General features: G+C 63.1%; 18 protein-coding genes. 5 read left to right on the top strand and 13 right to left on the bottom strand.

Annotated elements, in window-relative coordinates; all coding sequences use genetic code 11:
• Positions 1 to 14 precede the first annotated feature (14 nt).
• From JSS27_11420 to JSS27_11405, 4 genes are all read left to right on the top strand, one after another.
• Positions 15 to 2834, top strand: a complete 2820-nt coding sequence (locus JSS27_11420) for a PSD1 domain-containing protein (GenBank protein ID MBS0209550.1) — start codon at positions 15 to 17, stop codon at positions 2832 to 2834.
• A 2-nt stretch (positions 2835 to 2836) separates the two neighbouring features.
• Complete coding sequence (locus tag JSS27_11415; GenBank protein ID MBS0209549.1) at positions 2837 to 4282, top strand: DUF1501 domain-containing protein; 1446 nt, start codon at positions 2837 to 2839, stop codon at positions 4280 to 4282.
• Between the two features lie 143 nt (positions 4283 to 4425).
• The gene (locus tag JSS27_11410; GenBank protein MBS0209548.1) at positions 4426 to 7173 is read left to right on the top strand and encodes a glucosidase; all 2748 of its coding nucleotides are present in this window, start codon (positions 4426 to 4428) and stop codon (positions 7171 to 7173) included.
• 286 nt (positions 7174 to 7459) lie between these two features.
• The gene (locus JSS27_11405; GenBank protein ID MBS0209547.1) at positions 7460 to 7672 is read left to right on the top strand and encodes a hypothetical protein; all 213 of its coding nucleotides are present in this window, start codon (positions 7460 to 7462) and stop codon (positions 7670 to 7672) included.
• Positions 7673 to 7709: 37 nt separating this feature from the next.
• On the opposite strand, the gene JSS27_11400 is transcribed toward JSS27_11405, so the two are convergent.
• The 12 genes from JSS27_11400 to JSS27_11345 form a co-directional block, all read right to left on the bottom strand.
• Positions 7710 to 8228, bottom strand: coding sequence for a hypothetical protein (locus JSS27_11400; protein ID MBS0209546.1), 519 nt, complete (start codon positions 8226 to 8228; stop codon positions 7710 to 7712).
• Positions 8219 to 8920: a sulfite exporter TauE/SafE family protein gene (locus JSS27_11395; protein ID MBS0209545.1), complete on the bottom strand. Its 702-nt coding sequence runs from the start codon at positions 8918 to 8920 to the stop codon at positions 8219 to 8221. Before JSS27_11395 ends, JSS27_11400 begins: the two co-directional genes overlap by 10 nt.
• Positions 8917 to 11151: a cation-translocating P-type ATPase gene (locus JSS27_11390; protein MBS0209544.1), complete on the bottom strand. Its 2235-nt coding sequence runs from the start codon at positions 11149 to 11151 to the stop codon at positions 8917 to 8919. Before JSS27_11390 ends, JSS27_11395 begins: the two co-directional genes overlap by 4 nt.
• Positions 11148 to 11330, bottom strand: coding sequence for a hypothetical protein (locus JSS27_11385; GenBank protein ID MBS0209543.1), 183 nt, complete (start codon positions 11328 to 11330; stop codon positions 11148 to 11150). The genes JSS27_11390 and JSS27_11385 overlap by 4 nt, the downstream gene beginning before the upstream one ends.
• 37 nt (positions 11331 to 11367) lie before the next feature.
• Positions 11368 to 11691 carry a hypothetical protein gene (locus JSS27_11380; protein ID MBS0209542.1) on the bottom strand — a complete coding sequence of 108 codons (324 nt, stop codon included), beginning with the start codon at positions 11689 to 11691 and terminating at the stop codon, positions 11368 to 11370.
• Positions 11691 to 12395 carry a cbb3-type cytochrome c oxidase subunit II gene (locus tag JSS27_11375; GenBank protein MBS0209541.1) on the bottom strand — a complete coding sequence of 235 codons (705 nt, stop codon included), beginning with the start codon at positions 12393 to 12395 and terminating at the stop codon, positions 11691 to 11693. The genes JSS27_11380 and JSS27_11375 overlap by 1 nt, the downstream gene beginning before the upstream one ends.
• Before the next feature lie 40 nt (positions 12396 to 12435).
• Positions 12436 to 13842 carry a cbb3-type cytochrome c oxidase subunit I gene (locus JSS27_11370; GenBank protein ID MBS0209540.1) on the bottom strand — a complete coding sequence of 469 codons (1407 nt, stop codon included), beginning with the start codon at positions 13840 to 13842 and terminating at the stop codon, positions 12436 to 12438.
• Positions 13839 to 14495 carry a hypothetical protein gene (locus tag JSS27_11365; GenBank protein MBS0209539.1) on the bottom strand — a complete coding sequence of 219 codons (657 nt, stop codon included), beginning with the start codon at positions 14493 to 14495 and terminating at the stop codon, positions 13839 to 13841. Before JSS27_11365 ends, JSS27_11370 begins: the two co-directional genes overlap by 4 nt.
• Before the next feature lie 73 nt (positions 14496 to 14568).
• Positions 14569 to 15618, bottom strand: a complete 1050-nt coding sequence (locus tag JSS27_11360) for a c-type cytochrome (GenBank protein MBS0209538.1) — start codon at positions 15616 to 15618, stop codon at positions 14569 to 14571.
• Positions 15619 to 15720: 102 nt separating this feature from the next.
• Positions 15721 to 16110, bottom strand: a complete 390-nt coding sequence (locus tag JSS27_11355; GenBank protein ID MBS0209537.1) for a cytochrome c — start codon at positions 16108 to 16110, stop codon at positions 15721 to 15723.
• Between the two features lie 74 nt (positions 16111 to 16184).
• Complete coding sequence (locus JSS27_11350; GenBank protein MBS0209536.1) at positions 16185 to 16646, bottom strand: hemerythrin domain-containing protein; 462 nt, start codon at positions 16644 to 16646, stop codon at positions 16185 to 16187.
• Between the two features lie 52 nt (positions 16647 to 16698).
• Positions 16699 to 17151, bottom strand: coding sequence for a universal stress protein (locus JSS27_11345; GenBank protein ID MBS0209535.1), 453 nt, complete (start codon positions 17149 to 17151; stop codon positions 16699 to 16701).
• A 394-nt stretch (positions 17152 to 17545) separates the two neighbouring features.
• On the opposite strand from JSS27_11345, the gene JSS27_11340 reads away from it, so the two are divergent.
• Complete coding sequence (locus JSS27_11340; protein MBS0209534.1) at positions 17546 to 18943, top strand: sigma-54-dependent Fis family transcriptional regulator; 1398 nt, start codon at positions 17546 to 17548, stop codon at positions 18941 to 18943.
• A gap of 33 nt (positions 18944 to 18976) precedes the next feature.
• On the opposite strand, the gene JSS27_11335 is transcribed toward JSS27_11340, so the two are convergent.
• On the bottom strand, positions 18977 to 20101 hold the full coding sequence (locus JSS27_11335; GenBank protein ID MBS0209533.1) for an ABC transporter permease: 1125 nt from the start codon (positions 20099 to 20101) through the stop codon (positions 18977 to 18979).
• Position 20102: the final 1 nt, after the last annotated feature.

Genomic DNA, 20102 nt, shown 5'->3' with positions numbered 1-20102 from the left:
CATCACAATGCTGGATGAACGCCGGGTGCTGGTCCGCCTGGGCCGCGCTCGCGATCTGCTTTTACGGCACGTCACACGCCAGTGCCGCGGAGCCGACTGCCGCCGGCGTGGAGTTCTTCGAGAAGAGCGTTCGGCCGATCCTGGTTCAGCATTGCTATGAATGCCACGCGGGGCGCGAAGCCAACGGCGGTTTGCTGCTCGATTCGCGCGACGGCGTGATGAAGGGGGGCGACTCCGGGCCGGCGCTCGTGGCGGGTGATCCCGAGAAAAGCCGGCTGATCGAGGCCGTTCGGTACAAGAACCCCGACCTGCAAATGCCGCCCCAGAATCGTTTGTCCGCCGCCGAAGTGGCGACGCTCGAACGCTGGGTGAAAGAAGGCGCTCCGGACCCGCGGGTGGGGGCGGAGAGTTCTGGCCCCGCGCCGGTCGGTATGAGCATTGACGACGGCCGCAAGTTCTGGGCGTTTCAACCAGTTGGCAAGCCCGACCTGCCGGCGGTGCAAAACACCGCCTGGGTCCGCACACCGATTGACGCATTCGTGCTGGCCCGGCTGGAAGCGGCCAAGCTCTCCCCTGCCCCGCCGGCCGACAAACGGACGCTGATTCGCCGCGCGACGTTCGATCTGACCGGACTGCCCCCCACGCCGGCCGAAGTCGAGGCATTCTTGAACGATCAGGTTCCCGACGCGTTCGACCGCGTCGTCGAGCGGCTGCTTGCCTCGCCCGATTACGGCGTGCGTTGGGGACGCCACTGGCTCGACGTGGCCCGCTACGCCGATTCGAACGGGCTCGACGAGAACCTGGCGTTTGGCAATGCCTGGCGCTACCGCGACTGGGTCGTCGACGCCTTTAACCGGGACAAGCCGTACGATCGGTTCCTGGTCGAGCAATTGGCCGGCGACCTACTGGCCGACGCCAATCAAGAGTCGCGCACCGCGACGGGCTTTCTGGTGCTGGGGGCCAAGGTGCTGGCCGAGCCGGATCGCGACAAGCTCGACATGGACACGATCGACGAGCAGCTTGACACCATCGGCAAAGTGTTTTTGGGGATGACGCTCGGCTGTGTCCGCTGTCACGACCACAAGTTCGATCCGTTGAAGCAGACCGATTACTACTCGCTGGCGGCGATCCTCAAAAGCACCAAAACCTTTACCGACTCGAAGACCGGCGCGATCAAGCACTGGAACGAACACACCTTCGCCAGCGACGCCGAGACCGAGGAGAACAAAAAGGTCGAAGCCGCCATCACGGCCAAGAAAGCGGCGGCCGCGTCGTTCAAGTCGAAGGCGACCACCAAGCTGCGCGACGCCGCGCGTGCCAAGGCGACAGAGTATTTGATGGCGTCGGCCAAGTTCGCGCCCGACATGCCCCTGACCCAGGTGGCGGCCATTGCCGAGCCGCTGGGGCTGCACCCGCACATTTTGCATCACTGTCGGTTGCACCTGGAATATCATCGCGACGATCCGTTCTTTGGTCGCTGGCACGAGCTAGTAGCCGCCAAGGATTTCGACGGAATCGACTCGTACTACCGCCTCAAGTTCGCGGCGGCCGAAGCGGCGTGGGCCGAGGCCAAGAAGAAAGACGGCAAGGCGAAGAAGCTCGACGACGAAGCGCTCGAACTGGCTCGCGCGGCGCTGTACGACAACGCTGGTTTCTTGGCGGTGCCTCCGAAGCCTGAGTTCGCGTTCGATGATGAAACACTGGCCGAGTATCACCGGCTGAGCGAGGAAGCTCGCGTGTTGGAAAGCACCTCGCCCGACCTGCCAGCGGCAATGGGAGTGACCGACGGCAAGGTGGTGAACGAACTGCCGATTCACATCCGCGGCAGCCACCGCAACCTGGGCAAGGCCGTGCCCCGCGGTTTCCCACAAGTGATGCAGGTCTCGTTCGGTTCGTCGAGCGGGGCGGGCACTTCGGCCGCAGCGACGAACTCGTTCTCGGCCGAGCAGAGTGGTCGGCTGGAACTGGCCAACTGGATGGCCGACCTGGAACACCCGTTGACCGCGCGCGTGTACGTGAATCGGATCTGGCGGTGGCATTTTGGCGCTGGCATTGTCGGCTCGACCGACAACTTTGGCCAACTCGGCGACCGGCCGACCCATCCCGAGTTGCTCGATTGGCTGGCCCGGCACTTTGCCACCGCGGGCTGGTCGACCAAGGATTTGCACCGGCTGATCATGCGCTCGAATACGTATCAGATGGCCTCGCGTCATCCGCGCGAGGCCGAGTGCGCCGTGATCGATCCCGAGAACAAGCTGCTGTGGAAATGGCGGCAGCAACGGTTGGAAGCCGAGGAGATTCGCGACGCCATTCTGGCGGTCAGCGGCCGACTTGAACAACGGATCGGCGGCAAGACGGTGCCGCTGCGGAACCGGCAGTTCGTATTCGATCACACCTCGATCGATCGGACCAAGTACGACAGCTTGCGCCGAGCGGTTTACCTGCCCGTGATTCGCAACAACCTGTACACGTTGTTCGAGCAGTTCGACTTTCCTGACCCGACGGTCCCGACTGGCAACCGGAACTGCACGGTCGTCGCGCCGCAGGCGCTGTGGATGTTGAACGCCGAGCTGGTGATGGACTCGGCCGACGTCTGGGCCCGCCGACTGTTGGACACCGAGCACGATCCGGCCAGCCGCGTGCGCCGCGCCTATTACACGGCGTTTGGCCGGGCACCGACGCGCGGCGAGTTGGACCGGGCCTTGAAGTTTGTCGCCCAGTTGCGTGGTGCGTCGACCGACGACGCGCGGCGCGCCGCGGCCGCTGAACTGCACGCCTGGGCTTTGCTCTGCCACGGACTGTTGGCCAGCAACGAATTCATCTACGTGAGGTAGCAATGGCCCACGAACATTGTGGCTGCTCGCGCCGTACACTGCTGCGGACTTCGGCCGTCGGCTTTGGACACCTGGCCCTGGCCGCGATGCTGGGGGACGAAGCGTTCGCCGAGCAACAGGCCCGCGCGGCGGCCAAGCCGGCGGCACCGGGCGATCCGCTGGCCGCGAAGGCGCCCCACTTCCCCGCGCGAGCGAAGCGCGTCGTGTTTCTGTTCATGAAGGGGGGCCCGTCGCACGTCGATACGTTCGACCCCAAGCCGATGTTGGACCGCGATCATGGCAAGCCGCCCCCGTTCGAGCTGCCGCGGGTCACCTTCGCCAAGCAAGGCAATCTGCTCAAGTCGCCGTGGAAGTTTCACCAGTACGGCGAGAGCGGCCTGCCGGTGAGCGATTTGTTCCCGCACGTGGCCCAGCACGTGGACGACTTGTGCATCTTGCGCTCGGTCCACGGGACGAATCCCGCGCACGGCGGCGCGCTGTTGAAGCTGCACACCGGCAGCGACCAGTTCGTGCGCCCCAGCATGGGCTCGTGGATCACCTATGGCCTGGGGACCGAGAACAAGAACCTGCCGGCCTTCATCACCATTTGCCCCACCCTGGCCCACGGCGGCGTGAACAATTGGGGCGCGTCGTTCCTGCCGGCCTATTGTCAGGGGACGCCGATCGGCAACGCCTCGACGAGCGCGGCCCAGGCGATGGTCAAGCACATTCAAAACTCGCGACTCAGCGCCAAAGAGCAGCGCCAGCAACTCGACTTGATTGCCGCGATGAATCGCGAGCATCTGGCCACGAGTCCGACGGACCAGGCGCTCGAAGGGCGGATCAACTCCTTTGAGTTGGCCTATCGGATGCAGGGCGTGATGCCCGAGATTCAGAATCTGGCCAGCGAAAGCGACGCAACCCGATCGTTGTACGGCATCGACGACCCGATCACCGAGAACTTCGGCCGGCAATGCCTGATGGCGCGGCGGTTTCTGGAAAATGGCGTCCGCTTCGTGCAGGTCACGCATAGCGACAGCGAAGTCCAATGGGACCAACACGGCAACTTGTACCAGGGTCACACCAAGAACGCCTCGGAGGTCGACAAGCCAATCGCTGGTTTCTTGACCGACCTCAAGGCGCGCGGCTTGCTGAAAGACACGCTAGTCGTGTGGGGTGGCGAGTTCGGTCGCACCCCGACGGCCGAAGGCAACGACGGGCGCGATCACAACCCGTACGGGTTCACGATGTGGCTGGCGGGCGCCGGCGTGCGTGGCGGCATGGCCTACGGGGCGACGGACGACTATGGCTATTTCGCCGTCGAGAACAAGCTGCACATCCATGACTTGCACGCCACGATTCTGCACTTGCTGGGGCTCGACCACCTCAGGCTCACGTTCCGCTATGCCGGGCGTGACTTCCGGCTGACCGACGTGGCCGGCCACGTGGCGAAAGACATTTTGGCGTAGTTTTTCGCCGCGAGATGTCATTAACCCCCGGTCATTGACCGGGGGTTAATGTGAATCGCCCCTTGCCCACTCGCGGTTCGCGGCGCGGTACACTAGTGGTTGATTGCCATCGCGTCGATCCACGCTTTTCGCGCGTTCCGCCCATGACTCGACCGCTCGACTCGAAACTTGCCGAGCAAGCCCGACTGTTGCAATCCGATCAGGCTGACGCTCCCTGGCGCAAATGGGGGCCGTACCTGTCGGAGCGGCAATGGGGGACCGTGCGCGAGGACTACAGCGCCGACGGCAACGCCTGGGACTACCTGCCGCACGATCATGCCCGGAGTCGCGCGTACCGCTGGGGCGAGGACGGCCTGGCGGGTTTCTCGGACCTCGAGGCGCGGCTTTGCCTGGCGCTCGCCCTCTGGAACGGTCGCGATCCGATCTTGAAAGAGCGGCTGTTCGGGCTGACGAACGAAGAAGGGAATCATGGCGAGGACGTCAAGGAACTGTATTACTACCTCGACGCCACGCCGACTCATTCATACCTGAAGCTGTTGTACAAGTACCCGCAGGCCGCGTTTCCCTACGAGCGGCTGCTCGCCGAGAATCAGAAGCGCGATCGGACGGAACCCGAGTTCGAGTTGCTCGACACGGGTGTGTTTGACGAGGACCGGTACTTTGACGTGTTCGTCGAGTACGCCAAAACATCACCCGAAGACATCCTAATGCTCGTCACGGTCCACAATCGCGGGCCCGAGGCGGCGTCGATTCACGTGTTGCCCACGCTCTGGTTCCGCAACACGTGGAGTTGGTCGGGCAACACCGAGCAGAAGCCCAGCCTGGCCGCGGCCGACGACGCCGCCCCTGGCGAAAGCGCCATTGACGCGAGCCACCGCCGGTTGGGTGTGCGACGGTTGTGGTGCGAGGGCCAGCCGGAGTTGTTGTTTTGTGAGAACGAAACCAACGTGCGACGATTGTTCAATGCCGAAGCGCCGGGGCCGTTCAAGGACGCCTTTCACAACTACCTTATTGCTGGCCAGCGCGACGCGGTGAATCGCGAGCAAACCGGCACCAAGGCCGCCGCGCACTACACATTGAATCTCCCGGCGGGGGGTTCCGCGCAGGTGCGGGTGCGACTGGCCCCCGAGGACGTGGCGGGCGGGTTCGCCGACTTTGACGCCGTGATGACGGCGCGCCGCCGCGAAGCCGACGAGTTTTACGCCGACCTGCAGCGCGACGTGGCCGACGCCGACGCGCGTCTGGTCCAGCGGCAAGCCTTTGCCGGCATGATCTGGAACAAGCAGTTCTATTACTACGACGTGCCACAATGGCTGCGCGGCGATCCGGCCCAGCCGCCTCCACCGACCGGGCGACGCCAGGGACGCAATCACGATTGGCAACACCTGAACAACGCCGATGTGATTTCGATGCCCGACAAGTGGGAGTATCCCTGGTACGCGGCTTGGGATCTGGCGTTCCATTGCATTCCGTTGGCGCTGCTGGATCCCGAGTTCGCCAAGCACCAACTCGTGCTGCTGACGCGCGAGTGGTACATGCACCCCAACGGGCAATTGCCAGCCTACGAGTGGGCGTTTGGCGACGTGAACCCACCGGTCCACGCCTGGGCCGCGTGGCGCGTGTTTCAGATCGACCGCAAATGCCACGGCGGGCCGGGAGACTTGGCGTTCCTGGAACGCGTGTTCCACAAGCTGATGCTGAACTTCACCTGGTGGGTCAATCGCAAGGACTCCGGCGGGCGCAACATCTTCCAGGGTGGCTTCCTCGGGCTGGACAACATTGGCGTCTTCGATCGGAGCAAGCCGCTGCCGACGGGCGGCTACTTGAATCAGGCCGACGGCACCGCCTGGATGGGGATGTATTGCCTGAACCTGATGCGCATCGCGCTGGAACTGTCGCTGCACAATCCGGTGTACGAGGACATCGCGACCAAGTTCTTCGAGCACTTCCTGCACATCGCCGAGGCGCTGACCAACATTGGCGAGTGCGGTCGCGGGTTGTGGGACGAGGAGGACCAGTTCTTCTACGACGAATTGCAATTGCCCGACGGGCGGATGATCCCGCTGAAGGTTCACTCACTCGTCGGGCTGGTGCCGTTGTTCGCCGTCGAAACGCTCGAGCCCGAACTGCTGGACCGATTGCCCGAGTTCAATCGCCGGTTGAAATGGTACTTGAACTACCGGCCCGACCTGGCGGCGCTGGTTTCGCGCTGGCACGAGCCGGGGGTGGGCGAGCGCCGGCTGTTGTCGATGCTGCGCGGGCATCGGATGAAGGCCCTCTTGCGTCGGATGCTCGACGAGACGCGGTTTCTGTCCGATTACGGCGTGCGAGCTCTGTCGCGGCAGCACGCCGCCGAGCCCTACGAGTTCAACTGTGGTGGTCAGCAACTAAGCGTAACCTACGAGCCCGCCGAGTCAACGTCGTGGCTGTTCGGGGGGAACTCGAATTGGCGCGGGCCGATCTGGTTTCCGATGAACTACCTGATTGTCGAGTCGCTGCAAAAGTTTCACCATTACTATGGCGACGATTTCAAGATCGAGTGCCCGACCGGCTCGGGCCAGTACCTGACCATCAACGAAGTGGCCAGCGAGTTGTCACGCCGGCTGGATCGCATCTTCCTGCGCGACGAACAAGGACGGCGGGCCGTGTTTGGCCAGTGCGAGAAGCTGCAGCGCGATCCCCACTTCCGGGACTACTTGCTCTTCTACGAGTACTTCCACGGGGACAATGGGCGCGGCGTGGGAGCCGCGCACCAGTGCGGCTGGACGGGGCTGGTGGCCAAGCTGCTGCAGCCGCGGCAATGCGTGGTGCCCGAGCGGTCAGCAGCCACGACGAGCGACGGACAATCGGCGACGCCTGGCCCGGCGCTTTCACAGCCTCGGTCGCGGTGAACACCGCCGACGACGATCTGAACGAGGCTGGTGCGGGTATTGTGCCCGCTGGGCACAATCGATCGTGCTTGCCGGCGCGCTGGCACACCGGCCGTCCCGTGCGGGCGATGGGCCGCGCTTGATGATCGCCCCGCTTAAGTGCCGAGCGGTTAGCGACATCCGGCACTCGCACCGTCCGTTCCATTCGTTTGTTGTCTCGGCGGCATCGCGTTTGCGATTCCTTTCAGGGGAACGAGTGTGTCCCAGGCAAAGGCTCAACTTCATTCAACCGCGCCGAGGCAGGAAGATGGCCACCGTTACTCATCACGATTCGACGCCGCACGCCGATTACAACCCGTTTGGCAAGCATGGCTATTGGCGCGACCATTTCGATCGATCACAGCGCCACCGGATGATGACCGACGACCTGTTCGCCGGCCGCGTCGTGGTGGCGATTTTGACGGCGGTGCTGGCCGTCGGCTTCGTGCTGATGGCCTTCAGCGTGGCTGCTTGCATGTGAGTGGCCTTGCGGCACTGGTGATTGATTGAGTGACGTGTCAGGGTTGTGCCGACACGATCGTCAGCGCCGCCGCCGCGGTGATTAGGCCGACGATGTTGAACAACACGATCAGCAGCCCCACTCCCAACAGGGTCTGCGTACCTTCGTCGGCCTGGACGGAACGGCACCGCCATTTGGCCAGCCGGTGCGCCACCACCGAGCAGACCCAATTCCAGTGCAGCATCACGTGTACCAGGATGCCCAAGGCCAGCACGCACAACAGCAAGAACTCCGCGCGGTGCCAGTCGCTGAACGTGCCGCCCCACAATAGCCAGCCGGCGGCCTGAGGCCCTGGCGGAAAGATGAAGCGGACGATCACGGCCACGGTGGCCAGGGCGATAAATAAGATCAACAGCAGGGTGTCGAGCAGAAAGTTCACGCCGGTTCGCGTCCAGCGCGACGGCGAGCCGTTCTTGTCGTTAACCGCGGCGCTATCGGCCTTCGTTGCGGGGGTGCGCTTTGAGATCGACCGTTTGCGCGGCTCGTCGTCGATTGATTCAGCGGCGACTAGTGACATAGCGGGCACCCTGGCGCCGGCGCGCCGTTGAACAATGGCAGGTAACCCAGCCCGCGAGCAATCGAAACCACGCCGGTCAACAACACGCAACCGGCCGCCACGCGAAACATCAGCACGCGCCGGCTCATGGGAATCATCCCGGCCCCTGCTCCCAACATGACCATCGCCGGCGCGGTGCCTGCGCCGAACGCCGCCATGGTAAGCATTCCTTGCAGCAAGCCGCCTCGGCTACCGGCCAACGCCAGGAATCCATACACGAGGCCGCAAGGCAGAAACCCCGTGAAGACTCCGGCAATTAGCGCCGGGCGCAGGCCGCGACTTTTGAGCAGCGGTCGCAGCAAGCCCCCCGATGGGCAACCGCCTGACGCGACCGTGGCACGACGAAAGTTAAGTAAGCCAAACCCGTGCAGACCTTGCCACAGCAGAAGCGCGCCGGCCACCAAGGCCAACACCGCCTGGACATCGACCAGCGCCGAGAACTGCCGCATCAATCGCCAGCCGCTATAACCGGCCGCCGCGCCACCGACGGCGTAAACAAAGATTCGCCCCACGGTGTACGCCAACTGACGGCGGAAGTTCTCGCCGCGGCTTCGCGCTCCTGAGGCCAGCGCCAGCGCAAACGGCCCGCACATGCCCAAGCAGTGTGCCGAGCCCAACAAGCCGCCGATCCAGACCAACGCCAATTCGGTCATGTGCGCGCTCCCGCCGCGGCCGAGGCACTGTCACGCGGCCAGTCAGGGCGCGAAATGTCAGTGAGGCTGGCCGACGGATCGGTGAACTCGGGCGCTCGTCGCAAGCGGAGCGAGTTGCCGATGACCATTACGCTGCTGGCCACCATCGCGGCCGCGGCCCAGATCGGATTCAAATAACCAGCCGCCGCCAGCCCGATGCCAAGCACGTTGTAAAAAAATGCCCAGAACAGATTTTGGCGAATGACTCGCACTGTGCGACGGGACCATTGAATGGCCCACGTCACATGCCGCAAATCGTCACCCAGCAAGCAGACGTCAGCCGACTGCCTTGCGACGTCCGCGCCACAGGCCAGGGCGATTCCCACGTCGGCTGCGGCCAAGGCCGGCGCGTCATTGATGCCGTCCCCGACCATCACCACGCCACGGTCGCGGCGCAATTCGCGCACGCGCCGCGTCTTGTCGTCGGGCAGCAATTCGGCGGCCACCGCCACGCCCAGGCGACGCTCCAGGGCCGCGCCGTGGCCGCGATGATCGCCCGTCAGCACTTCGATGCGTAGTCCCAGGGCTTGGCATTCGCCAATTGCCACCACGGTCTCGGGGCGCAATGTCTCGTCAAAGCTGAACAAAGCAACGACCGCGTCACCGACACCCAGGCAAGCGATTGGGCGACCTTGCGCGCATTGTTCGGTCATCTGATCGCGGAGCTTCACTGGCCACTGCAGGCTCAACTCATTCATCCAGCGCGCGCTTCCCAGGACCAGCCGCTGGCCTGTCTCCGTTACCGTCGTTAGCAAGCCGCGGCCGGCCAGCGTGCGCACTTCACCGCTGTTGTTCGCTAGTTCGTCTGTCCCGGCCCAGTCGGCCAGCGACCGGGCCAAGGTATGATTCGATCTTACGACCAAAGACGCCAACAGCTTCTTCACCTGCCCCAGGTGCCAGCCTCCGTCGAGCGAAACGGTGGCCAGCGTGGCCTGCCCCGTGGTCAGAGTGCCAGTCTTGTCGAAGCACACGGACCCCACGCTGGCCAGCCGTTCCAGCGCGTCGCCGCGGGTAAACAACACTTGAGCGCCGGCTGCCGTCCCCAGTGCGCTCCACACGGCCAGCGGCGTCGCCATTCCCAACGCGCACGGGCAAGCGATCAAGACAACCGCCAGTCCCGATTGCCAGGCCCCTTCCACATCGCCTCGCGCCAGGTGAATTGCCAACGTCGCCAGCGCGATCGTCGCCACGGCCGGCAGGAACCAGGCGCTCACGCGCTCGGCCAGGCGTTGATAACGCCCCTTCTCAGCTCGCGCGCGCTCGACCGCTTCGATCAGTCGTTGCAGCGTGCCGTCATGCGGCGCAGCCGTGACGCGGACCATCAAGTCGCCGTCCAGATTTAATGTGCCGCCCAGGACCGACTCGCCAGGCTCCTTGACCAGCGGTTGATGCTCGCCGGTCAAGGTTTGTTGATCGATTGCCGCATAGCCACGAACAATGACTCCATCGGCGGCAATCCGCTCACCGGCCTTGACCAACAACAGATCGCCAACTTGCAACTCGTCGAGTGCGATGTCGACGGCTTTATGGCCGCGCTGCAAGTTGACTCGTGGGGGAAGCAAGCGCGCCAGGGCGTCGAGCGCGGCCGACGCGCGCTGACGTCCGGTGGCTTCGAGCCAACGCCCCAACGTGACGGCCAGCAGCACCACGCAACCGACTTCGAAGTAGACACGTCCCGTGCCGCGCAACACCGCCACGCAAGAGGCGACGTACGCGGCCACGACCCCCGCCAACAGCAACACATCGGTCGACGGCTGGGCTCGTCGAACGCTTCCCCAGGCATTCTCCAGCAGCGGCCGCCCCAGCAGCCACAACACCGGCAGCGAGAAGAGCATTCCCAGCCAGCGACAGAGGTCATCCATGGCCGCCACGGTCGGCGCTTCGCGCGAGTCGGCGTAGACCTCGGCCGACCAGAGGACCATGGTGAAGACCATCACGTTCAGAGTCAGAAACACGGCCATGCCCAGCCGTGCCAGCACGCCGACATTGAACTCGGCCCCTTCCTTGTCGCCGTTGATCGACGCGGCAAAGCGGCAGCCCGAGCAACAATACCGCGGCCCAGCAGCGACGTGCGGCGCATCCGTTGGCGGCATTGCTTGGTTCGATGCGCGACGCCACGACCACCGCCACGTTCGCCCCAGCGGCAGGCCGCAATAGCTGCAAATCTCGGTGGTGGCTTCGGAAGCACTCATTGGACAGGGCGCAACAGTTCGATTTGCAAAGCCGGGAACACGTAAACGATGACGTAGTAAACCGCGCCGATCCAAAACATCAGCCACAGCAACCGCACATACCAGGGAATGCGATTCCCGACGTAGCGGTGAAAGCTGTGCTCGGCGACGGGCGTTGATTCACGCGGGTCGGGTGACATGGCGTCTCGGGTTTCGGAAAGTGGTGCTTGGACTGTCTTAGCGATGAGGCTGATCATAGGCGTCCAGACGCGCTTCGTTGTCGAGCATCGTCTGTTTGGGCTGTTCGATGTTGCGGAACATGCCGTTCATGGCCGCCCAGGCAAACAGCATCAGGAAGCCGCAACTGGCCAGCAGATAGTTGATGATCGGGGCGATGGCGAACATGCCGCTGGGGTCGCCGCGGAAGACATGGACCAACTCGATGAACTTGGTCCCAAAGCCCAACATGCTGGGGACCAGGATCACCACGGCCATCAACAGTCCCAGCCGGCGTCGCGTCCGGCGCGACTTCGCCCCCTCGATTGTCGTTGACGTACTCATTACTTCTTCTCCTCCAGCGCGACCGGTTGATAGGCCTCGTAATACGGATAGCTTTCCAGCCACGAACCCAGCCATTGCACATAGGTCATCAAGGCCAGGCCGCGCTCGTTGGGCCTGCTGGCGTCGCCGTCGAACAGCCAGGGATACTCGGGCATCGGCGAGCCGGTCGAGACGGTTGTAGGTTTGAAGAAGTGGACCGCGTGCCAGTCGTTCGACCGCCGCCCCCCTTCGCGCGACAGATCGGGCCCCACGCGCCGCGTGCCAAACAACACCGGGCGTTGCAACTCGTTTTGGTATTCCTCGGCTTTCGACACCGGACCAAACCGGCGCGACTCATTCGACACGGGGCGGACGAACTGGCTGTGGCAATGCCAACAGCCTTCGCCCACGTAAACCTCGCGGCCCAGCAGCAGCGCTTGGGCGGCCTGCTTTTCGAGCCACTCGTTCTTGACCTCGGCTTTTTCTTCGGTCGTCGCCCCCGCCGGCACTGTAGGGGGCTTGCCGTAAGCGCGCTCGAACGCTTCGGGATAGCGGCGTTGCAAATCCTCGAATTGGTACATCACGTTGGCGTTCGTCAGCTCGCTGGCCTGTTGCTCGGGCAGATGCTTGTACATCAGCATCGGCACCAGCCCGTTGCTCAGGAACGCAAAGGCGAAAAAGCCCAGGCCACCGACAAACAGCACGCCCGCTCGACTCTCAAACATGTTCAGTTACTCGATCGCGAAAGAGATTGCACACCCAGGGTTACGACGCATAGGCTACTTGCTCGGCCGGCTTCGGCCCCGTGAACGTCTGGTACATGTTGTGGATCAGCGCGCATTGGCCGCCGAACATCATCAAGCCAGCCACCAATCGCACGATCCAGAAGGGTTGCGAGCCATCGACGCTCACTTCCCAGGGCTGCAGCGAAGACCAGTAGTAGCCTTGAAAGATGCCGGCCAGCGTCAGGTCCAAGAACATGATCACAATGCCCGACGCCGACAGCCAATAATGCCATTCGCACAGCGACTGGCTGTACCACGGGCGGCCGCTGAGGCGCGGCACCAGGTACGTGATCACGCCCAGGATCCACATACTGAACACGCCGAACATCACCAGATGGGCGTGGCCGACGACCCAATCGCTAAAGTGGATCAGCGCCTGGAAGGTTAACGTCACTTGCAACGCACACTGCAAGCAAGTGACGAAGTACAACACCATGCCGGTGTAGAACCAACGAATCGGCAAGTTGGTCACGAACGCGCGGCCATCTCCGCACAAGGTGCCGAAGAAGTTGATGATCACGGTCATCACCACGAACTCGACCGCGATGGTCGACACCACGGCGCCGTATTGCAGGAACATCGGAATCGGCGTGTAGAGGAAGTGGTGAATCCCTTGCAGCGGATAGAAAAACGCCAAGCCCCAAAAGCCGACCAGCGACAGGCCGTGGCTCCAAATCGGCTTGCGGAGCAAGATCGGCACAAAGTAGTACATCATTCCCCAGCCCAGCGGCGTGACGAACAAGCCGACCAGGTCGTGGATGAACAATCCGCCGATCGCGCCGCCGCTGACACCGCCGACGACGTATTGAGTGACGAAGTTTCCCATGGCGTAGGTCAGGAAGGTCCAGACGAACATCGCCATGAAGTACCACAGCGTGACGTACAACGGCCCTTTGGCGCGCGAGATGGGGACCATGAAATTGATGGCCACCAGCAACAGCCCGGCCAGCGCCAATGGGTCGATCCAGACGGGCGTTTCGCCCCATTCAACCGCCTGGGCCTGGCCAAGCAAAATGCCCGCGGCCGTCGACAGGACCACGACCTGCCAGGCGATGAAAATGAAGTACGACAATGCGCGACTGGCCACCGGACGCAACGTCAAGCGGGGCACCGCCCAGTGCAACACGCCCAAGAAGGCGTTGGCCAAAAAGCCGTAGGCCACGGCGTTGGTATGCACCATCCGCCAGCGTCCCGGCGAAAGCAGTTCAATGCCGCGCAGCGGGTTGGCGTTGATCAACTGGGTTGCCATCAACAGGCCACCGAGCATCGAGATCATCAGATACGTCAACGCCGCGATCAAGTACCAGAGAACCAGGCGTTGCTCGACCAGTCGCTCGTAGCTGATCTCGTCGCCAGCCGTCGTGGCGGTTGCATTCTGGGCGGTCATGCCTGCTCCGTTTCGACTTGATAAGGGACGTAGGTGCCCCACGGGTAGACCAACACCATGGTCCAACCAAAGACCAGGTGCGACAGCGCGGCCACCCACCAGGGAACCAACCGCACAATCCAGTCGCCACCGAACAACAACGGCTGTAACCAGGAAAGAATGCCGTAGAAGTTCACCAGCCAGACGGCCAGCGACAGCGCGCTGACGAACACCAGCCGCGCCATCAGCCCGCGATCCGCGGTCCAGCGTGTCAGCGCCAGGTGAAAGATGATGCCATAGAGCATGCCCGTGGCCAGGTACAAGCAGCAGCCAATGGCCAGCGTCAGCACGCTTTCGATGTGCAATGCCGATTCGCCCAGCGGAAAGGTCAAATAAACCTGAATCAACCGCAGCGGCGATTGTTCGACGCCACTGTACCGCGACCAGACCAGCGAGCCGATGATGTTGAAGATCAGGCTGACGGCGGCGCCGAAGATGCCCAGCATGAACCCGGTCGTGGCGTAATATGCGGTGTAATAGCCGCGTGGCGGCCAGCCGGACTCGTCGCTGGCGCCGAGTTCGCGCTCAAGATCGGTGATTCGCGTCCGCAGCTCTTCGAGCTCGGCCAGCTTTCGCAGGCGCTCGCTGCCAGTCGGGGGAGAAGCATCAGTCATCGCTTGTCTCGTCGTGAACTATTTCCGCAGTTGTGGGCTTGTTAACCGTGGAACGCGGCCCGCTTATGGTTCGCTAGGGCTTTGCTTTTGCCGCGGCTTGTGACGCCGCTTCCCGTGCGCGAGTTAGGTAAGCTTGCTGCTCGGCCTGGGTCTCGCGGCGTCGGGCGCTCGACACGTATTGCACGTAGTGGACCAGGTGCCAAAACATGTCGGGCTGATCGGCCAGCTTCAACGAAAACGACGGCATCGGCGTGCCGTTGATGCCGCCGTAGATGCGGCGGTAAATGTCCAGCGGCTCTTGCCCGCCGTGGAACATGCCGCTGGTCAGATCGGCCGCCCGAGTTTGCACGCCCCAGGCGTCGGTGAATCCCTTCTGATTGTCCGACGTTTCGGCGCGGCCGTCGGGCCCGTGACACTTGTAGCAGCCAGCCGTCTCGGACAAGAACGCTTGCTTGCCCAGTTCCACCGAGGCCATCGTGTACTTGGGCTTGAGGCTCAGCGGGTAAATCTGCTGGCCGTCCGACGCTTGCCACAGTTGTCGAATCGCCGCCACGTACTCTTCGCCGTTGGCTGGGTCGATCGCGTCTTCGTCCCGTGCTTCGTTGGCCAGCAAGGCTTCCAACTCGCCACGATGAGTTAGCAACAGGACGTAGTCGACCAACGCCTCGACGTCTTCGTCATCCAACAGCGCGAACGACGGCATCGACGTGCCTCTCGCGCCTTGCCGAATCGTCCGAGCCAGGTCACCTCGCAGCGGCTTGGTGCCGAACGGCGTGGAAATGAACTTGAAGATTCCCTTGCGATAATCGCGCGGTCGCGGGTTCAGATGCGCCGCGGCCGGGCCTTGACCATCGCCAGTGTCACCGTGACAGCCAGCGCACTTGGACTGATAGACCAGCATGCCGCGCACCAGTTGCAGCGTCGGCACGTCCGCCTGACCGAATTGCCTGGGTCGGCTGGGCGTGCCGCAATAGCGGGTCAACTGCTCGGTCACCTTGGCCTGCAAAGCCGGCGTCAGTTCGCGGACTTCGCTGCTGGGATTCCAGGCCACCTCGTGCGTCTGGCCGCAACCAGCAACTCCCCAGAGCGCGAACAAGACGAGCCATGAATATCGGATCGACAACAGACCTTCTCCCGCTAGGTGTTTCAGTCAACAGTTTCAGCCGCTGCGCCACGGTGCTACCGCCAGACATGGCGAGGTCGGGCATGGGGATCGCGGCGCGGTTTAGTTCCGCGCGTCGCGCACGTACTTGTGGCAATTGACGCACTTGAGCGTCATGTCCATGTAAGCCAGCGTCGCCTGGTCGGCATCCTTGTCACGAGCGGCGCGGCTCAAGGCATCGACGGCGCGGCGAAAGTCGACGCTGTGCGCGAGATACTCGGGGGTTTGCAAGACGTTCCAATTCGCTTCCTGGCTGAGCAGACCAAGTTGGCTCGCGCTTTTGGCAATCAGGTCATAGTCTTCCATGATGATGCCGTCCAACACGCGATGGGCGTGCGGGAGCTTGAGCTTCATGAAGACACTCACGTCGTTCGGATGCGGAGCGCCGTGGACCTGGAATCCCAGCCCGAAAAGCGTCAGGCAGCACAGTCCAATCGGCAATAGCCTGGTCATGATGTTCCTCGATTCTCGATTCGGCGCGGCCACGCGGGCCGTCGGGTTATTTGGATCGGGGCGTTACGCGGCCGTTAGTCAATCGAGCTCAAATCCACGTTGAACGCCTTGGCCAGCAGGGCGTTCTCGGCCCGTTCGTGCGCCAACAGCCGCTTGCAGAAGGCCGCGAACTCGCGTTGCGACTTCCGCCAGACGTCGGCCGGCGCGTCGACCACGTGGGGCGCCGCCAGCACGCGGTCGATCAACTCAAGCAGTTCTTGATGCTGCTTCTGGAGCGAGTCGGCTTTGGCCGCCACGGTGGGCGAGCGGCAAATCGCCTCTTCCAGATAGCCCCCTGCTTCCTCCTGGCGGAAATGCTTGCTGACGTTGTCGCGCAGCGACATCATCCGCGCGTGCAGCGCGCGCACCTCGTCGGGAGCGATTTCCCCAGGCGGCTGCTCGAACATCCGATTGATGTCATCCACCTGGTGGTGTAGCTCTCGATGCTCTTCGAGGGCCATCTGCAAAAACGGTTCCGCTTCGTGGACACTTCTCATGGGAAACCTGCCTGGCATCTTGCCGTTTGTGGTTGCTTGTTCCAGGCGGCGCCTAAGCGCCCGTCGCCGCGGCCGACTTGACCGCTGGCTTGAGCGTCAGGACAGGGCAGTCGGCGTTGCGCACGACTCCCTCGGCCACGCTTCCCATCAACAAATGCATCAGCCCGGTGCGGCCGTGGGTGGCCATCACAATCAGGTCGACCTGCTCGGCCGCGGCGAGCGCCACAATGGCGTCGGCTGGCGCGCCGTCCAGCACTTCACGCCGGACGCGCACCAGCGGATCTTTGGGGCGCACTTCGTTGAGCATCTGCTTCAACGCGGCATGATTCGGTTCTTCGACGCCACAATACATGCCTTCAGCAGTCGCGTAGATGGGCGTAATCTCGCGAACCGTCACGATCAACAACTCGCCGCCCCCCTCTCGCGCCAGCGCCGCCGCATAATCAACGGCCGCACGGCTCATTTCCGAGAAGTCGGTCGGTACCAGGATCTTCTTGGCGTTCATGATGGGCTCCCTTGCTGGGAACATTGGTCATCGTTAGTTCGTGCCAGAAGTAACTAATGCAAGTCGAATGCCACACTGCCGCGTCGCGTGGCGAATCTGACAATTGCCCGAGAATCATGGAGTTTTGTTGATGCCGTGGTGTTTCGGTTTGTCGCCATTCAGACGCCAACCCAGTGTGCGACCTCGCTCACCTGTGCCAGGCTGCACGCTTTTCATCCGCGAGTGACGCGCGCTGGCCCACTCGATTTGCTGCATTTCTTCCGCGATTTGGCCTGTCGCGCGGGCGGCACGTGAATTGCGACGAGGTGTCACTCCAAGGCACAACTGTGCGTAATTGCGATCGCACGGCGCACAAGCGCGCCACCGCATCTACCTTCATATAAGGGCGACTCCCGTGCTCAACCCACAGCATGTCGACCTGCTGGTCGTTGATGACGATGACGAGTTCCGCGGCATCTTGGCCCGACGTTTTGAACGCCGCGGCTACCAAGTGCAAGAAGCGCCCGGCGGCCTCGAAGCGCTCGACCTGGCCAATCGCCGCCAGTTCGACGTGGCCATCGTCGACTTGCTGATGCCGGGCATGTCGGGCGTTGAGCTGCTCGAGAAGCTCAAGGCTGGTCATTCCGAGTGCGAGGTGATTCTGCTCACGGGCCAGGGTTCGATCGAGTCGGCCGTGGCGGCGATGAAGCTGGGCGCCTATGACTACCTGACCAAACCGTGCGCGCTGGCCGACCTGGAGAAGTTGATCGAACGGGCGGCCGAGCGCGGCTATCTGGCCAAGGAGAACGACCAGCTGCGCGAGGTGCTGCACCGCGCCGCGCCGCGACAGCGGATGATCGGCCACTCGCCGGCGCTGCGAGAAGTGCTCCGGTTGATCGAACGCGCCGGCCCCACCGACAAGGCGATTCTGATCCAGGGAGAGAGCGGCACGGGCAAGGAGTTGGTCGCTCGCGCCTTGCACCAGCACAGCGCGCGTGCCGACAAGCCGCTGGTCGTGATCAATTGCGCCGCCCTGCCCGAGTCGCTGCTGGAAAGCGAACTGTTCGGCCATGAGAAAGGGGCGTTCACCGGCGCGGTGACGGCCAAGCCCGGTTTGTTCGAGTTGGCCGACGGCGGCACCCTGTTCATCGACGAGATCGGCGAGATGCCCGGCTCGCTGCAAGCCAAGCTGCTGCGCGTATTGGAAGATGGGTCGATGCGCCGCGTCGGCAGCGTGAAAGAGCGTCGCGTCAACGTCCGGCTACTCGCGGCGACCAATCGCAACATGGCCGAAGAGGTGAAGGCCGGGCGATTCCGCGAAGACCTATACTATCGTATCAACGTGATGGCGCTCAACCTGCCACCGTTGCGCGAGCGAATGTCCGATATCCCGCTGCTGGTCGAACACTTCTTGGGACGCGACTGGCGGATCGAGCCCGCCGCGATGACAGCCCTGGAACGATACCAGTGGCCGGGCAACATCCGGCAATTGGTCAACGCCGTCGAGCGGGCCAAAATCATGGGCAACGACCACATTGTGCGGTTGGCCGATTTGCCCGAGGAGATCACGCGATTGGGCGTGGCGCCGGATATCGACACGGTGTCGTGGAAGGTAGCCGGTGATTCGCTCGAAGCGATCCAGCGCTCGCACGTCATCGAAGTGCTGCGCCGCGAACGGGGGAACAAAGCCCGCGCCGCGCGCGCGCTGGGCATTAACCGGCGGAGCCTCTATCGGCTACTCGAGAAGTACAACCTGGAAGGGGCCGCGATGGCCAATCGCGTGCCGACCGAGCCGCGGCAATCGACCGCCTGAGGCTAAATCGCCCTGGCGCGGACACTGACTGGTTTATTGACTGACCGAAAGCGATTTGCGGAAGCGGCTAATGCTGTACGTGAAGAACGCCAGGCCGATTCCAGCCACGGTCAGGAACTCGGGCCAGACCAACTCGAAGCCTGCGCCGCGGTAGATAATCGCCTGGGCAAAGGCCACAAAGTGCCGCGACGGCAGAAAGATCGTCAGCCGTTGCAGCCACTCCGGCTGGCTTTCGATCGGCGTGTTGCCCCCCGAGAGCATCTGCAACACGATAATCAACAGCACGATCAGCAGAGCAAACTGGGCCATCGTCCGCGCAATCGTTCCCAGAAAGATCCCCAGCGCCGTCGCAAAGAACAGGTACAGCACCACGCCGCCGAGGAACAACACGGGCGAGCCGGCGATCGGCACTTGCAGGATCATTCGCACGACCAGGATCAGCGACAGGGTGGCGGCCACCAGGATCACCAGGCCGTTGGCCCAGACCTTGGCCAGGGCGATCTCGAACGCCGTCAGCGGCATCACCATCAGGTGCTCGATGGTGCCATGTTCACGCTCGCGAATCAGGGCCGCGCCCGTCAAGATGACCGTTAGCATCGTCACCTGGTTGATGATCGCCACGATGCTGTTGAACCAGGAGGTGTCGCCGTTGGGGTTGAAGTCCTTGCGCACTACCAGCTTGATCGGCAGGTCGGGTTTCTGGTCCTGACGGGTGATAAAACTGTTGAGCTGATCGGCGATGATGTTGCGGATGTACGACGCGCCAACGCTGGCTTGCATCATGGCCGTAGCGTCAATGTTGACTTGAATCTCGGCCTTGTTTCCCGCCCGGACGTTCAACTCGAAGCGCGGCGGAATCACCACCACGAACATGTACTTGCCGCGATCCATCGCGTCGTCTACGTCCTGCACGCGGATCAGCGCCGGCTTCTTGAACCGAGGTGGATAAAAGGCGTCGATCAGCTTGTGCGACAGCGCGCTATTATCCTCGTCGACAAAGGCGATCGAGGCGCGGTTCACCTCGGTCGACGTCCCCTTGGCCTGGCTATAGATGGCGAACGTGAACGAATAGATCACGAACACCACCAACACGGCGTCGCGCTGCAAGCTGCGCAGCTCCTTGGTCCCCAGCCAGAAGATGTTCGAGAGCATCTGCACG

This window comes from Planctomycetota bacterium (assembly GCA_018242585.1).
GTDB lineage: Bacteria > Planctomycetota > Planctomycetia > Pirellulales > PNKZ01 > JAFEBQ01.
Note: the sequence above shows the minus strand (reverse complement) of the source record. Positions and strands in the feature narration are given on the sequence as shown.